Annotated in this window: 13 protein-coding genes; 8 read left to right on the top strand and 5 right to left on the bottom strand. The window is 69.3% G+C overall.

Annotated elements, in window-relative coordinates; translation table 11 throughout:
- Positions 1-58: 58 nt before the first annotated feature.
- The 4 genes from ychF (at position 59) to DFR72_RS14635 (ending at position 5,669) form a co-directional block, all read left to right on the top strand.
- Positions 59-1,138, top strand: coding sequence for a redox-regulated ATPase YchF (gene ychF / locus DFR72_RS14645; protein ID WP_090065618.1), 1,080 nt, complete (start codon positions 59-61; stop codon positions 1,136-1,138).
- A 79-nt stretch (positions 1,139-1,217) separates the two neighbouring features.
- Complete coding sequence (locus DFR72_RS14640) at positions 1,218-3,956, top strand: AfsR/SARP family transcriptional regulator (protein WP_170176271.1); 2,739 nt, start codon at positions 1,218-1,220, stop codon at positions 3,954-3,956.
- 63 nt (positions 3,957-4,019) lie between these two features.
- Positions 4,020-4,175, top strand: a complete 156-nt coding sequence (locus tag DFR72_RS45525) for a DUF6131 family protein (RefSeq protein WP_090007203.1) — start codon at positions 4,020-4,022, stop codon at positions 4,173-4,175.
- Between the two features lie 279 nt (positions 4,176-4,454).
- The gene (locus DFR72_RS14635; protein ID WP_090065620.1) at positions 4,455-5,669 is read left to right on the top strand and encodes a mannosyltransferase; all 1,215 of its coding nucleotides are present in this window, start codon (positions 4,455-4,457) and stop codon (positions 5,667-5,669) included.
- On the opposite strand, the gene DFR72_RS14630 is transcribed toward DFR72_RS14635, so the two are convergent.
- Together DFR72_RS14630 and DFR72_RS14625 are read right to left on the bottom strand one after the other, a co-directional pair.
- A complete protein-coding gene (locus DFR72_RS14630; protein WP_170176270.1) occupies positions 5,586-6,569 on the bottom strand; it encodes a glycoside hydrolase family 88 protein in 984 nt (327 codons plus the stop codon). The two genes, DFR72_RS14635 and DFR72_RS14630, sit on opposite strands and share 84 nt — an antisense overlap.
- Before the next feature lie 59 nt (positions 6,570-6,628).
- Positions 6,629-6,922, bottom strand: a complete 294-nt coding sequence (locus DFR72_RS14625; RefSeq protein ID WP_090065837.1) for a 4a-hydroxytetrahydrobiopterin dehydratase — start codon at positions 6,920-6,922, stop codon at positions 6,629-6,631.
- Positions 6,923-7,058: 136 nt separating this feature from the next.
- On the opposite strand from DFR72_RS14625, the gene DFR72_RS14620 reads away from it, so the two are divergent.
- The 4 genes from DFR72_RS14620 to DFR72_RS14605 are packed head-to-tail and all read left to right on the top strand — an operon-like array spanning position 7,059 to position 11,363.
- The gene (locus DFR72_RS14620) at positions 7,059-8,060 is read left to right on the top strand and encodes a thiamine ABC transporter substrate-binding protein (protein ID WP_090065622.1); all 1,002 of its coding nucleotides are present in this window, start codon (positions 7,059-7,061) and stop codon (positions 8,058-8,060) included.
- The gene (locus DFR72_RS14615) at positions 8,024-9,643 is read left to right on the top strand and encodes an ABC transporter permease (RefSeq protein ID WP_090065623.1); all 1,620 of its coding nucleotides are present in this window, start codon (positions 8,024-8,026) and stop codon (positions 9,641-9,643) included. Before DFR72_RS14620 ends, DFR72_RS14615 begins: the two co-directional genes overlap by 37 nt.
- The gene (locus DFR72_RS14610; RefSeq protein ID WP_090065624.1) at positions 9,643-10,596 is read left to right on the top strand and encodes an ABC transporter ATP-binding protein; all 954 of its coding nucleotides are present in this window, start codon (positions 9,643-9,645) and stop codon (positions 10,594-10,596) included. Before DFR72_RS14615 ends, DFR72_RS14610 begins: the two co-directional genes overlap by 1 nt.
- Before the next feature lie 11 nt (positions 10,597-10,607).
- Positions 10,608-11,363 carry an SDR family oxidoreductase gene (locus tag DFR72_RS14605; protein WP_090065625.1) on the top strand — a complete coding sequence of 252 codons (756 nt, stop codon included), beginning with the start codon at positions 10,608-10,610 and terminating at the stop codon, positions 11,361-11,363.
- Here the strand turns inward: DFR72_RS14605 and DFR72_RS14600 are convergent.
- From DFR72_RS14600 to DFR72_RS14590, 3 genes are read right to left on the bottom strand one after another with little or no spacing between them, the layout of a single operon-like run.
- On the bottom strand, positions 11,360-12,172 hold the full coding sequence (locus DFR72_RS14600; protein WP_090065626.1) for an ABC transporter permease: 813 nt from the start codon (positions 12,170-12,172) through the stop codon (positions 11,360-11,362). The two genes, DFR72_RS14605 and DFR72_RS14600, sit on opposite strands and share 4 nt — an antisense overlap.
- The gene (locus tag DFR72_RS14595; protein WP_090065627.1) at positions 12,169-13,173 is read right to left on the bottom strand and encodes an ABC transporter ATP-binding protein; all 1,005 of its coding nucleotides are present in this window, start codon (positions 13,171-13,173) and stop codon (positions 12,169-12,171) included. Before DFR72_RS14595 ends, DFR72_RS14600 begins: the two co-directional genes overlap by 4 nt.
- Positions 13,170-14,243 carry a LolA family protein gene (locus DFR72_RS14590; RefSeq protein ID WP_090065628.1) on the bottom strand — a complete coding sequence of 358 codons (1,074 nt, stop codon included), beginning with the start codon at positions 14,241-14,243 and terminating at the stop codon, positions 13,170-13,172. Before DFR72_RS14590 ends, DFR72_RS14595 begins: the two co-directional genes overlap by 4 nt.
- Positions 14,244-14,387 lie beyond the last annotated feature (144 nt).

The raw sequence follows: 14,387 nt of genomic DNA, 5'->3' as shown, positions 1-14,387 counted from the left end.
ACGAGCAATGGCTCGCGGAAATCGGACACGACCGTCGGCTGCCGTAGACTCGCTCCCCGTGAGTTTGACCCTCGGTATCGTCGGCCTGCCCAACGTTGGCAAGTCCACCCTGTTCAACGCGCTCACGCGCAACGACGTGCTCGCCGCGAACTACCCGTTCGCGACGATCGAGCCGAACGTGGGCGTCGTGCCGCTGCCGGACGCGCGTCTCTCCAAGCTGGCCGCGATCTTCGGCTCCGAGCGCGAGGTGCCCGCCGTGGTGTCGTTCGTCGACATCGCCGGCATCGTCAAGGGCGCCTCGGAAGGGGAAGGTCTCGGCAACAAGTTCCTCGCGAACATCCGCGAGGCGAACGCGATCTGCCAGGTCATCCGCGTCTTCGACGACCCGGACGTCGTGCACGTCGACGGCCGCGTCGACCCGTCCAGCGACATCGAGACGATCAACACCGAGCTGATCCTCGCCGACCTGCAGACCCTCGAGAAGGCCATTCCGAGGATCGAGAAGGAGGCGCGGATGCAGAAGGACCGCCGCGCCGTCCTCGAGAACGCGAAGAAGGCCAAGGACATCCTCGATGCGGGCCGCACGCTGTTCGCAGCGCAGTCCGAAGTGGACGGTGAACTGCTGCGGGAGCTCTCCCTGCTCACCACCAAGCCGTTCCTCTACGTCTTCAACGCCGACGAGGGCGTGCTGACCGACGAGGCCCGCGTGAAGGAACTGCGCGAGCTCGTCGCCCCGGCCGACGCCGTGTTCCTCGACGCCAAGGTCGAGTCGGAGCTGCTCGAACTCGACGAGGAGTCGGCCCTGGAGCTGCTGGAGTCGATCGGCCAGGCCGAGCCGGGCCTGCACGGGCTGGCCCGCGCCGGTTTCCACACCCTCGGCCTGCAGACCTACCTCACGGCGGGCCCGAAGGAGGCGCGCGCCTGGACGATCCCGCAGGGCGCCACCGCCCCGCAGGCCGCCGGCGTGATCCACACCGACTTCGAGAAGGGCTTCATCAAGGCCGAGGTCGTGTCGTTCGACGACCTGGTGGCCTCGGGCTCGAAGGCCGACGCGAAGGCGGCGGGCAAGGTCCGCATGGAGGGCAAGGACTACGTCATGAACGACGGCGACGTGGTGGAGTTCCGCTTCAACGTCTGACGCAGTGCACGGCGAAGGCCCCTCCCCACCTGGGAAGGGGCCTTCGCCATCCCACTCCGCGCACCTAGACTTCCAGTTCGTGAGAGTTGAGTACCGGGTACTGGGGCCGCTCGAGGTACTGCTCGACGGGGAACCCGTGGCTGTCCCTGCTGGGCGCGGCCGGGTGTTGCTCGCCACGTTGTTGTTGCGCGCCAACGAGTTCGTGTCGGTGGACGAGCTCGTCGAACGGGTGTGGGACGGCGAGCCGCCCGCCGCCGACCGCGCGCACAAGACGTTGCAGACCGTCGTGCTGCGGTTGCGGCAGTCGCTCGGCGCGGCCAACTGCGTCCGCACGTCGTCGCGCGGTTACTCGGCCGAGGTCGCTCCCGGTCAGCTCGATCTCGCCCGGTTCCGCGAGCTCATCGCGCAGGGCGAGTACCGCGCGGCGCTGGAGCTGTGGCGCGGGCCGGTGCTCGGCAACGTCACGTCGGAGTCGCTGCACCGCGAGGACGTGCCGCCGCTGGTGGAGGAGCAGGTCGTCGCGCTGGAACGCCGCATCGACGAGGACCTCGCCCGCACCACCGACGTGCTGGTGCCGGAACTGCGGTCGCTGGTGCGGCAGCACCCGTTGCGCGAGACGTTCTGGGCGCAGCTGATGCTCGCGCTGCACCGCGCGGGTCAGCAGGCGGAGGCGCTCGCGGTCTACCAGGAGGTCCGCGGGCGCCTCGCGGACGAGCTCGGCGTGGATCCCGGCGAACGGCTGCGCAAGGCGCACGAGCAGGTTCTCAGCGGCGAGGTGCCGGCTTCGCCGGTCGTACCCCGTCAGCTACCACCCGCCCATCCGCACTTCGCAGGCCGTGAGCACGAGCTGGCGCGGCTGACCGAGATGGCCGGGTCGCGCTCCGGCGAACTCGTGTTGATCTCTGCGATCAACGGCATCGGTGGCGTCGGCAAGACGGCGCTCGCGGTGCAATGGGCGCACCGGATGGCCGACCGCTTCCCGGACGGCCAGCTCCACGTCAACCTGCGCGGGTTCGACCTCCGCGCCGATCCGCTCGACCCGATCGCGGTGATCCGCGACTTCCTCGTGGCACTCGGTCTGCTCCCGTCGACGCTGCACACCTGGTCCGACGACGCGGTGATCGCCGAGTACAGGTCGATGCTGGCGCGGCGCAGGGTGCTCGTGGTGCTGGACAACGCCCGGGACGTGGAGCAGGTGCGGCCGTTGCTGCCCGGTGGGGCCGGCAACCTGGTGCTGGTCACCAGCCGCAACCGCCTGAGCGGGCTCGTCGTGCGGGAAGGTGCTCGGCCCGTCGCGCTGGACGTCATGGACGAGCAGGCCGCGACCGACCTGCTGGTCGAACGGATCGGCGCGAGGCGAGTCGAGGCCGAGCCGGACGCGGTGTCGCGGCTGATCGAGCGGTGTGCGGGCCTGCCGCTGGCACTGGGCATCGTGGCCGCCCGTGCGGCCTACGGCGACCCTCTCGGCGTGCTCGCGGACGAGTTGGAGGGGGAACGACTCGACGCGCTCGACATCGACGACCCCGCCACCGGTGTCCGCCCCGTCTTCTCCTGGTCGCTGAGGTCCATCAGCGCTCCGGCGGCCGAACTGTTCGTGCTGCTGGGGCTGCATCCGGGCCCGGACTTCGCGATGGAGGCGGCCGCGAGCCTCACCGCGCTACCGGTGGACCAGGCGCGGAAGGCCCTGCTCGAACTGGTCGCGGGCAGCCTCGTCACCGCGACGGACGCCGGGCGGTTCTCGCTGCACGACCTGTTGCGGGACTACGCCGCCGAACGCGTGGGTGAGCTGCCCGGCGAACAGAGGCGTGCGGCGGTGCGCCGGATGCTCGACCACTACCTGCACACCGCGCACGCGTGCTGGCAGCAACTGCAGTTCAACTCCCCGCCGATCGTCACGGAACCGCCCGCGGGAGGTGTGGTCCTCAACCCGATCCCGGACGCGGACACGGCGTGGACCACGTTCACCGCCGAGCACCGGGTGATGCTCGCCGCCGCCAGGCGAGCGGGAGAGCTGGGGGCGGACGACTTCACCTGGAAGGTGATGTTCGTGATGCACGGGTACCTCTCCAGGGAGGGGTACCTCTACGACATCGCGTCCGGGCACCGCCTCGGGCTGGCCGCGGCGGAGCGGCTCGGCGACTTCCACGCGCAGAGCCTCATGCACCGCAGGCTCGGCGCGACGCTGATCAGCTTCAACGACTTCGACGCCGGCGAGTTCCACCTGCGGGAGGCGATCCGGTGCGCACAGCCCGCAGGCGACGTCCTCGCGGAGGCGCACCTGCGGCGCGGCCTCGCGTTCACCTACGAGAAGCAGGGCCGCCTCGCGGAGGCGCTCGACGTGCTGGCGGAGGTCCACCCGAGGATGGAGGGCCACAGCGACAGCTATGAAGTGGGACGTCACCTCGCCGCACTCGGCAGAGCCCACCACAACGTGGGTGAAGGCGCCCGTGCGCTCGAACTCTGCCTGGGCGCGGCCGGGAAGTTCGCCGAGACCGAGTACAACGGCCAGGACGAGGGGCCGGCCGGGAACTTGGAGACGCTGGGCGACATCCACCTCGCTCTCGGCCGTCATGCCGAGGCCGTCGACAGCTACGAGCGGGCGTTGGAGGTGTGGCACTCGATGCGGGGAGGGACCAACGTCGCCGACTGCCTCATCAAGCTCGGGAAGGCTCTCATCGCCGCGGGGGACCACGGCCGCGCGAGGAACGTCCTCACCGAGGCGCTGGAGGTCGTCGACGCCACGCGGGATGCGGAGCATTTCAGCAGCGAGGGAGTGCGGCAGGCGCGGAAGATGCTTCTATCGGTGACAAATGTATGAAGCGAGGTTTGTACCTACCGCGGTGGGGTAGCCCTAGAACAGGATTCCCCACCTGGAGGTGTCATGATCGTCCTCGGACTGATCCTGCTCGTCGTCGGATGGCTTGCTGGCATCAGCATCCTGACGACGCTTGGCGTGGTGTTGCTGGTGATCGGCGCGATTCTCGCCGTGTTGGGCGCGGTCGGCAAGCCGATCGGCGGCCGGGCGCACTACTTCTAAACGCCGTACCAAAACACCGTTCCCCCCTCGGAGACGGTGAAGGGGCAACCTCCACATGGGAGGTTGCCCCTTCTTCATGTCTCAGAACGGCTTACACGTTGTTCTTCGTGCGTGCGGCAGCGGCGAACACTCCGAACGCGACCCCCAGCATGGCCAGAGCGGCGACAGCGGCAACTACAAGATCAACAGACATGATCAGAAAAACTCCCTCTTGCGATCTCTCCCGTTCCTAATGACGCCGGGGTACCCCGTTTCGTTGCCTCGGGTAACGTTTTCGGGGTGAAACTCCGTGCTGTGGAAGCGCGTGTGCTCTCCGTAGCACCGTGGTTGCTCGCGTTGTCGGTCGCCGGGCACCTGTTCATGGTCGCCTTCCAGGCGAAGATGACCATGATCGACCTGCTGGTGTACCGCAACGGGTCGCCGCACCTGTTCTCCGGCGACCTCTACGAGTGGCGGCTCGACCAGTACGCGGACGTGTTCCCGCTGCCGTTCACCTACCCGCCGTTCGCGGCCGCGATCTTCACGCCGATGAGCTGGGTGCCGTGGGAGGCGTCACGCTGGATCTGGCAGCTGCTCTGCCTGGGCTGCCTCTACTTCATCGTGCGCACCAGCCTGAAGCTGCTGAAGCTGCAGGACCCGCGCCGCGCCATGATGTGGACCGCGCTGACGCTGTGGATCGAGCCGGTCCGCACCACGCTCAACTACGGCCAGATCAACCTGGTGCTGGTCGCGATCCTGATCGGCACGCTCGCCAGCGCGCGGAACTGGGTCGGCGGCGCCGGGGTGGGTTTCGCCGCCGGCATCAAGCTCACGCCCGCGATCTCCGGGCTGTACTTCCTCATTCAGCGCCGATGGATGGCCGCCGTGTGGTCGTTCGTCGCCTTTGTCGCGGTGTACGGCATCGGCTGGGCCATCTCACCGTCCCAGTCGGACAAGTTCTGGTTCCAGCTGCTCGGGGACGCGAGCCGCGTCGGGCCGGTCGGCAGCGCGATCAACCAGTCACTGCGCGGTGCGTTGAGCCGCACGGTCGGTTACGACGTGAAGACCGGGCCGATCTACATCGTCGCCGTCCTCGTCGTGGCCGCGCTCACGTGGTTCGCCGTCAGCAAGACCAAGGACGCGCTGGCGTTGATCGTCAGCGTCCAGATGCTCGGTCTGCTGGTCTCGCCCATCTCGTGGAGCCACCACTGGGTGTGGATGGTGCCCGCCCTCCTGTGGCTGATCTACGAGGGCGGACACCTGCTGTGCAAGATCACCGCCGGCCTGTGGGTCCTGCTGACCGGCGGCTACCTGATCTCGTTCCTGCTGCTCGCCCAGCCGAACATCTGGGACTTCCCGCGGCCCTGGTACTTCGTGCTGCTCGGCTGGGGCTATCCGGCCGCGGGCATGCTCACGCTGGTCGCGATCGGGCTAGCAACCCGGCGTAAGAGGAACGAGCTGCTGCCCGGCGACGAGGAAGCTGCCGACGGCGAACCCAGCCGAGTCGCCCGCTGACGCGGGCTTCCACGAGTTGCGGCCGGCGGTCCAGCCGAGCAGGCCGTCGGCGTCCAGCGCGGTCAGCAATGCCCGCCAGCCCTTCCGCGCGTGGGGCAGGTAGGTCTCGCGGTCGAGCACGCCCGCGTTGATGCCGGCCGCGATGGCGTAGGTGATCATCGCGGTGGCCGCCGAGTCCTTGCCCGTGGCGCCCCAGAAGCCGTCGTGGCGCTGCAGGAGCCGCAGGGTCTGCACGCTCTCGCGCAGCGTCTTGGCGTACTCGGCGCGGTACGGGTGGTCGGCCGGCAGCGCGAGCACCGCCTTGGCCAGGCCCTGCACGGCCCAGCCACCGGTCTGCACGTTCAGGCTCCACAGGCCCGTGAACTCGTTGAACGTCCGGGCCTTCAGGCTGCGGTACGACTTGAACGAGTAGTCGAGCATGGCCTGGTCCTGGTCGGCCACGGCGATGCGGGTGAAAGACGGCAGCGCCATGTTCAGCGCGTCCGGTGACTTCCAGTGGTTCGTCCTCCCGTCCTGCACCTGGGCGCGCAGGGTGTCGCGCAACGGCTGCAGCACCTCGGGTTCCGGGTGGAAGTACGCCACGTCGAGGTACGGCTCACCGGTCGCCTGCGCGTCCGGGGCGAAGGGGTTCGCCGGGTCGACCGGCAGCAGGTAGGAGTTCGCCTGCACCCACGGCCACGTCTTGTGGTTGCTGATGCCGGTGGTCCGCACCTGGGCGAGGTTGCCGACGTGGAAGTTCGCGTTGGACCAGTTGTTCGCCGCGAGGTCGTGACCCCTGGTGACCCACGCCGCGCTGGCCTTGATCATCGTGTCCGTCACGGCACAGGGCACGGCCTGAGCCGTGACGGGGACGAAGACGAGACCGCCGGCCAGCGCTACGACGAAAAGTGGTGTGCGCATCCGCATGAGGGTGTTCCCTCTCATTTCCGCGGGCGGCGGCAGCGCACATCTTGACCGAATCAGCTCATCGCGTCCAGGACCCCGTCGATCTCCTCGGCGAGGGACACGTCGAGCGCGGTGATTCCTCCCTTGTAGTGCGTGCTCAGGCGAAATGTCAGTGTCTTGTAACGGATGTCGATGTCCGGGTGGTGGTTGTCGTTCTCCGCGATCTCCGCGATCCGGTTCACGACCATGATCGCCTGGGAGAAGCTCGGCAGTTCCACGGTCCGGACCAGCGCCGCGTCCTGGGGGCACCAGTCGGGCAGCTTGGGCAGGATGTGGTCCAACTGATCGTCGCTCAACAGCTCGGCCATGTCCTGATCGTCCCACCACGTCACGTAGGCTGCGCGTTACCACGGGAGTCCGGTGAAGCGCCGGGCTGAGAGGAGGGCTCGCAAGCCCTCGACCGTCCACCTGATCCGGGTCATACCGGCGTAGGGAGAGGTTGCTGTGAGAAGGATTTTTGCTGCCGTCGTCACCGCTGTGGCGTTGACCGGTTGTTCGGCCGGTACTTCGACGGCACCGCAGTCGCACGAGGTCACGCTGGTGACGCACGACTCGTTCGCCGTGAAGCCGGAGGTGCTGGAGGAGTTCCAGAAGTCCTCGGGCATCACCGTGAAGCAGCTCGCGAGCGGTGACGCGGGCGAGCTCACGAACAAGCTGGTGCTCACCAAGTCGAACCCGATCGGCGACGTCGCGTTCGGCGTCGACTCGACGTTCGCCTCGCGGGCGCTGAACGAGGGCGTGTTCGCCGAGTACGCCTCGCCGGAGGCCTCGAAGGGCGCGCAGCGCTACAAGGCCGACGACTCGAACCGCCTGCAGGCCGTCGACGTCGGTGACGTGTGCCTGAACATCGACCCGGCCAAGCTCGGCGGTGTCGAGCCCAGGTCGTACGACGACCTGATCGACCCGAAGTTCAAGGACAAGCTGGTCGTCGAGAACCCGGCCACGTCCTCGCCCGGTCTCGCGTTCCTGCTCGGCACGATCGCCAAGTACGGCGAGAACGGCTGGCAGGACTACTGGACCAAGCTCAAGGCCAACGGCGTCAAGGTCGTGAGCGGCTGGGAAGAGGCCTACAACCAGGAGTTCTCCGCCACCAAGGGCGACCGGCCGATCGTCGTGTCCTACGCGTCGTCGCCGTCGGCCGAGGGCGGCAAGACCAAGGCCGTGCTGGACACCTGCTACCGCCAGGTCGAGTACGCGGGCGTGCTGTCCGGCGCCAAGAACCCCGAGGACGCGAAGAAGGTCCTCGACTTCCTGCTGGGCGAGAAGTTCCAGGCCCAGGTGGCGGAGCAGATGTACGTCTACCCGTCGCGTGAAGGTGTCGCACTGCCCGAGTCGTGGGCCAAGGACGCGCCGTTGCCGTCTTCGCCGCAGTCGCTTCCCGCGGACAAGGTGAAGGACAACCGCGAGGCATGGGTCGAGCAGTGGCGCAAGCTCGTGCAGGGCTGAGTTCCCGTACGGGCTGGTCGGCGGCGGCGCTGCTGCCGCTGGCCTTCCTGGCCCTCTTCTTCGCCTGGCCCGTGCTGGCGATCGTGTCGCTCGGGCTGCGCGAAGGCGGTGTGCTGTCGGCGCTGGCCGACAGCGACACCTGGGAACTGGTCGGCTTCACGCTGGGCCAGGCGCTGGCGTCGACGGTCGTGGCGGTTCTCGCCGGGATGCCGCTGGCGTTCGTGCTGGCACGGTGCCGGATTCGCGGCCTCGGGCTGATCAGGGCCGCCGTGATGGTGCCGTTCGTGCTGCCGACCGTGGTGGTGGGCCTGGCCTTCCGCACGTTCTGGCCGGACGGCGGGGTGCTGCCGATCGTGCTGGCCAACGCGTTCTTCAACGTCGCCGTGGTCGCGCGGACCGTCGGTGGGCTGTGGGCGCACACGGATCGACGCGCCGAGGACGCGGCCCGGGCACTGGGTGCTTCGCGGCCGCGGGCGTTCCTGTCGGTCGTGCTGCCCGCCTTGGCGCCGGCGATCGGGTCGGCCTCCGCGGTCGTGTTCCTGTTCTGCGCCACCAGTTTCGGTGTCGTGCTGGTGCTGGGCGGGTCGCGGTACCGGACGCTCGAGACCGAGATCTACCTGCGCACGGTCGAGCTGTTCGACCTGTCCGGGGCGGCGGCGTTGTCGTTGCTGCAGTTCGCCGCCGTGCTGGCGGTGCTGGGGCTCGGCGCGCTGGCCCGGCGCCGGCGGGAGACCGCGCTGGCGTTGCGGGACAGGGAAGAGCTGGCGCGACCGCCGTCCGGTGGCGAGTGGTACGTGGTCCTCGCCGCGTTCGCCGTCGTGGTGGCGTTGCTGACCCCGGTCGTCGGACTGGTGACTCGCTCACTGTCCACAAGGGACGGCTGGAGCCTCGCCGGCTACGTGGCGCTGAACACCCGCGGCGACCGCGGCACGCTGGCGGTCACCGGCGTCGACGCCGCGGTCAACTCGCTGCGGACGGCGTTCGACGCGACCCTGGTGGCGTTGGTGGTCGGGGTGTTCTCGGCCGTCGTGCTGGTCGGGTTGCGGCGGTCGGGCGCCCGCTTCGCCGAGGTGCTGGACACCGCGTTGATGCTGCCGCTCGGCGTGTCCGCGGTGACGGTCGGCTTCGGGTACCTGATCACGATGGACGCGCTGCCGGGGGACTTCCGGACGTCGCCGATGCTGGTGCCGCTGGCACAGGCGCTGGTGGTGACACCGTTGATCGTGCGGATGGTGCTGCCTGTGCTGAGGGCCGTCGACGAACGGCTGCGGCAGGCGGCGGCGACGCTGGGCGCCTCACCGCTGCGGGTGTGGCGCGAGGTGGACCTCCCGCTGGTCGGGCGGTCCCTGGTGGCGGCGGCCGGGTTCGGGTACGTCGTGGCGCTGGGGGAGTTCGGGGCCACGAGCTTCCTGGCCAGGCCGGACGCGCCGACGTTGCCGGTGGTGATCGCGCGGCTGATGTCGCGGCCGGGGGAGTTGAACAGCCAGATGGCCTACGCGGCGTGCGCGCTGCTGATGGTCGTGACGGTCGGGTGCGTGCTGCTGATCGAGCGGTTGCGCGTGCCGAGCAGCGGGGAGTTCTGATGGCGCTGGAACTGGACTCGATCACCGTCCGCTATGGACGGACGCCCGCGGTGTCGGACGTGTCGCTGTCGGTGGCGGACGGCGAGGTCGTGGCGCTGCTCGGGCCGTCGGGCTGCGGCAAGTCGACGTTGCTGCGCACGGTGGCCGGGCTGGAGAAGCCCACCTCGGGGTCCGTCTCCTGGGACACCGCCGACCTGGCCGGCGTCCCGGTGCACCGGCGCGGGTTCGGTCTCGTCTTCCAGGACGGGCAGCTGTTCCCGCACCGGACGGTCGCCGGGAACGTGGCGTTCGGCCTGCGGATGAAGAAGGTCGAGCGCGAGGCGCGGGACAAGCGCGTGCTGTCGTTGCTGGAACTGGTCGGGCTCGAAGGCTATGCCGATCGCCGGGTGACGCAGCTGTCCGGCGGCGAGCAGCAACGGGTGGCACTGGCGCGGGCCCTGGCTCCGTCGCCTCGGCTTTTGCTGCTGGACGAGCCGCTGTCGGCGCTGGACAGGGCGCTGCGCGAACAGCTCGCGGTCGACCTGGCGCGGTTGCTGCGCGAGGCCGCGACGACGGCCCTCGTCGTGACGCACGACCACGACGAGGCCTTCACACTGGCCGACCGGGTGGCGATCATGTCGCGCGGCCGGATCGTCCAGGTCGGCCCGCCGGCCGAGGTGTGGTCGTCGCCGGTCGACGTGGAGACCGCGAAGTTCCTGGGCTGCAACAAGTTCGTGCCCGGCTCGTTCGTGGGCCTGGACGTGGAACGGGTCGGGCTGCGGGCCACGGCGCTGCGGGTCGACTCCGACGGGCTGATCGAGGGCACGGTGGTGGAGCGGGTCCACCGGCGCGACCACGTGCGGCTGCTCGTCGCGATCGACGGCGAGGAGTACGAGGCCGTGGGCCCGATGTCCGAGGTCGGGGACCGGGTCCGGCTCGAAATTGACTTGGACGGGGTCGCCCGCATCGGTTAGCTGTGGGTCCTATGGGATCTCTCGAAGGACGGGTCGCGCTCGTCACGGGCGTGAGCAGGCGGCAGGGCATCGGGTACGCGATCGCATCCCGGCTTCGTGGGCTGGGCGCCGATCTGTTCGTGCAGCACCACGTCGCGCACGACGCCGCACAACCGTGGGGCGCCGACGCCGTGGACGAGGTGCTCGCGGACGTCGGCGCTGTGGGGCTGGGCGTGGATCTCGCTCGCCCCGAGGCACCGGACGAGTTGATGGCCGCGGCCGTTGAGGCTTGCGGTCGCGTCGACGTGCTGGTGTGCAATCACGCGCGGTCCGGCGGTGACGGTCCGCTGGGCTCGCTGGACGCCGCGATGCTCGACGAGCACTACGCGGTGAACACGCGGTCGTCGATCCTGCTGGCGCAAGCGTTTGCCCGCCAGTGGAACGGCTCTGACGGCGGACGGATCGTGTTCATGACGTCCGGGCAGAACCTCGGGCCGATGCCGGGTGAGATCGCGTACGCGGCGTCGAAGGGCGCGCTGGCGGCGATCGTGGCGACGCTGTCGCACGAACTGGCGGACCGGGGCATCACCGTCAACGCGGTGAACCCCGGTCCGACCGACACCGGCTGGGCCGGGCCCGAACTCGAGGAGTTCGTGAACGAGCGGATGCCGTCGAAGCGCTGGGGTCAGCCGGACGACGCCGCCCGGCTGATCTCCTGGCTGTGCACCGACGACGCCGCGTGGATCACCGGTCAGGTGATCAACAGCGAAGGCGGCTTCCGGCGTTAGCTGTCCTTCGTGACCAGGCGGATGGCCGCCAGGCCCGTGCCGATCAGCAGGTAGCACCCGGCGAGCAGTGTGCTGTCGCCGATCTGCTCCCACGGGATCGGGTCGCGCATCACGTCGATCAGCCCCGGAAAGCCCGTCGTGATCAGGAACGGGTGCAGCCAGTCCAGTGACGTGAACTGCCCCAGCACCTGGAACACGATGATCGTCGTCATCGTCGCCGCCTGCACCACGAGCGGGTGCTCGGTGGTCGACGAGACGGCGAGGGCGACCGCGCCGATCGCCACCATCTGGAACGTCACCAGCAGGATGAACAAACCGATGCGCACCAGGCCCTCTGCGGTCGAGAGCGTGGTGCCGGACAGCGTCATCATGCCGTCGTTGCCGAGGAACGCCGTGCCCGAGATGATGCCGACGACCGCCATCAGCGTGACGGCGAACAGCGACATCGCGGTGAGGCCGAAGAGCTTCACGAACAGCAGCCGCACGCGCGACACCGGTGCGACCAGCAGGCCGCGCAACGTGCCGTGCTGGGCCTCGCCCGCGAGGCCGTCCGCCGCCCAGATCGACGCCACCAGCGGCAGCAGCAGGTTGAGCGACAGGAACAGCGTGAAGATCGGCACGACCATGCCGTTGCCCTGCAGGATCGCGCCGAGACCCGGAGGACCGCCGCCGCCCTCGCCCTCGTCGCTCGCGGTCCAGATGCCGAAGCTGATGATGATCGGGACGAGGACCAGGCCGAACAACCCGATGAGGGTCCGCGGCCTGCGCAGCATCCAGCGCACCTCGGAACCGAACTGCCGCGTGATCATCGCCGTCCCCCGTCCAGGGTGTCCACAGCGGACATCCCGCGCTCGGCCTCCTCGGCCTCGGTGAGCCGTGCGAACAGCTCCTCCAGACCGGTCTTCCAGCGCGTCGCCTCGAAGACGCGGGCACCGCCCTGCACCAGGGTCTCGATCACCTGCGGCGCGCTCGTCCCGGCGAGCTCGACCCGGAGGCCGTCGCCGAGCGGGCGGGCGGAGATCTTGGCCTGCCGCAACGCGCTCAGCGCCGTCTCGACGTCCGGGGTGATCACCTGCAGCGCCGAGCCGCCCGCCTGCAGCAGCTCGGTCAGTTCTCCCTGCGCCACCACGGTGCCGCGGTGCAGCACCGCGACGTGCGTGCAGGTGGCCTCGACCTCGCTCAGCAGGTGGCTGGAGACCAGGACGGTGCTGCCGGCCGCGTGCAGTTCCGCGATGATCTTGCGGATCTCCCGCGTACCGGCCGGGTCGAGGCCGTTGGTCGGTTCGTCGAGCACGACGAGCTTGCGCGGCACGAGCAACGCCGCGGCCAGGCCGAGACGTTGCTTCATGCCGAGCGAGTACCCCCGGTACCTGCGGTGGGCCGCCTGGGCGAGCCCGACGCGTTCGATGGCGTCCTCGACTGCCTGCTTGATCTCCTTGCGAGGCAGCAGCGGCTCGAACGCGGCACACCTGACGAGGTTCTCCCGTCCGCTGAGGAACGGGTGGAACCCCGGACCCTCGACCAGCGCGCCCACGTGCGGCAGCGCCTGCTCGGCTCCCTCTGGCAGCGGCCTTCCGAGCAGTTCGATCTCCCCCTGCGTGGGGCGGACCAACCCGAGCAGCATCCGGATCGTGGTCGTCTTGCCGGACCCGTTGGGCCCGAGCATGCCGAGCACGGCACCTTCCGGCAGCTCGAGGTCGACGCGGTCCACGGCGACCGTGCTCCCGTACTCCTTGCGCAGACCCTTGGTCCGCGCGGCGACAGCGGTCTTGCTGGGCGCTGTCACCGGCGCGCTGGTCGAGGTGGTCACTTCACCTGTCCGATCGTGTCGAACAGGACCTGCTCGGGCACGGCGCCCGCGACGACACGGCCGTCGTCCGCGATCAGGATCGTGGCGACCTTCGTGTTGAAGACCTGGCCGCTACCCCAGTTGCCGCTGACCTTCTTGGTGAACTTGTCGACCAGGCCCTGCGCCTCGGCGGGAACCTGGGTCATGGCCTCGGCCGGAATGCGTGCGCCGACGACCGTGTCCCAGCCCGTGCCGAAGATCTGCGGGTCCTTGCCCTGCAACGCCTGCTCGACACCGAGCTCCGGCCTGCGGTCGCGGCCCTTCTCCTCCTTGGCCTCCGGCGTGGTGACCTTGGCCTGGGCCGGCGGCGTGAACTCGAAGAGCTTCGGGTCCTGCGCGCCGACGTTGATCTCCTTGAAGCCGACCGTGCCCGCGGGCTCGCTCGCGCCGTTGGTCAGCACGGCCACGCGCAACGGCATCTTCAGCTCGGCGTCGACCGCGATCCGCACCTCGCGGATCAGGGTCTTCTCGCTGGCCTTGGGGGTCAGCACGAGCTCGTAGGCGGCACGGTTCGCGACTCGCGCGGTGCCGTCGACGGTGATGTCGCTGAACTCCTTGGTCAGGCCGACGACCTGCTTGGCCGCGGCGGCCGGGTCGACCGACTGGGCCTTCTGCTCGTCGGGCTTCGGCTGGTCCGCCTTGTGCTCGGCCTTGGTGACCTCGTTGTCCGCGGAGTTCCAAGACCAGGTGGTCTTGCCGTCGTTGACGATGGTCTGCTCGGACTGGCCGTTCGGCAGGGCGGCGCGGAACTTGCCGTTGCCGTCCGTCCAGATCCGCGCGCTGTGCTTGCCGTCGGCGAGCTGCGGGATCTCGGCGAGCGACGGCAGGCCGAGCTTGTTGTCGACCTCCACCGTTCCGCCGAAAGCACCCGGCTTGCTCGTCAGCACCTGGTGCACGAGTGACTCCGCGGACACGTCCGGGAGTGATGGCGGCTGGCCCGCACCCGCTGGCATGGCGGCAAGGCTGAGCCCTGCCACGCCGGTGATCACACCGGCCGCCGCAGCGGCCAGGGTCACCTTTCGCTTGTTCATCAGTGGTCCCCTCCTCCAAGGGCTTGTACCCATAGCTTGGTGGTGGGTTGCTGAGATGGTGCTGAGACTACTCCCACCTGCGGTTTTGTGCCTGAGCGATGACGGTTTCTGAGAGACGGCTGAGATCTTGCGCGCAGCTGAGAG

It is taken from the genome of Lentzea flaviverrucosa (assembly GCF_003350445.1).
In the GTDB taxonomy this organism is placed as follows: Bacteria; Actinomycetota; Actinomycetes; order Mycobacteriales; family Pseudonocardiaceae; genus Lentzea; species Lentzea californiensis.
The sequence above is the reverse complement of the archived record's forward strand: the minus strand, read 5'-3'. Positions and strand labels throughout refer to the sequence as shown.

What these genes read in the sequence shown, in the direction of transcription:
- DFR72_RS45525 (WP_090007203.1), top strand. Translation starts at nt 4,020, where the DNA reads ATGATCGTCCTCGGACTGATCCTGCTCGTCGTCGGATGGCTTGCTGGC.
- DFR72_RS14630 (WP_170176270.1), bottom strand. Translation starts at nt 6,569, where the DNA reads ATGCGCACACCACTTTTCGTCGTAGCGCTGGCCGGCGGTCTCGTCTTC.
- DFR72_RS14625 (WP_090065837.1), bottom strand. Translation starts at nt 6,922, where the DNA reads ATGGCCGAGCTGTTGAGCGACGATCAGTTGGACCACATCCTGCCCAAG.
- DFR72_RS14615 (WP_090065623.1), top strand. Translation starts at nt 8,024, where the DNA reads ATGGGTCGAGCAGTGGCGCAAGCTCGTGCAGGGCTGAGTTCCCGTACG.
- DFR72_RS14610 (WP_090065624.1), top strand. Translation starts at nt 9,643, where the DNA reads ATGGCGCTGGAACTGGACTCGATCACCGTCCGCTATGGACGGACGCCC.
- DFR72_RS14605 (WP_090065625.1), top strand. Translation starts at nt 10,608, where the DNA reads ATGGGATCTCTCGAAGGACGGGTCGCGCTCGTCACGGGCGTGAGCAGG.
- DFR72_RS14600 (WP_090065626.1), bottom strand. Translation starts at nt 12,172, where the DNA reads ATGATCACGCGGCAGTTCGGTTCCGAGGTGCGCTGGATGCTGCGCAGG.
- DFR72_RS14590 (WP_090065628.1), bottom strand. Translation starts at nt 14,243, where the DNA reads ATGAACAAGCGAAAGGTGACCCTGGCCGCTGCGGCGGCCGGTGTGATC.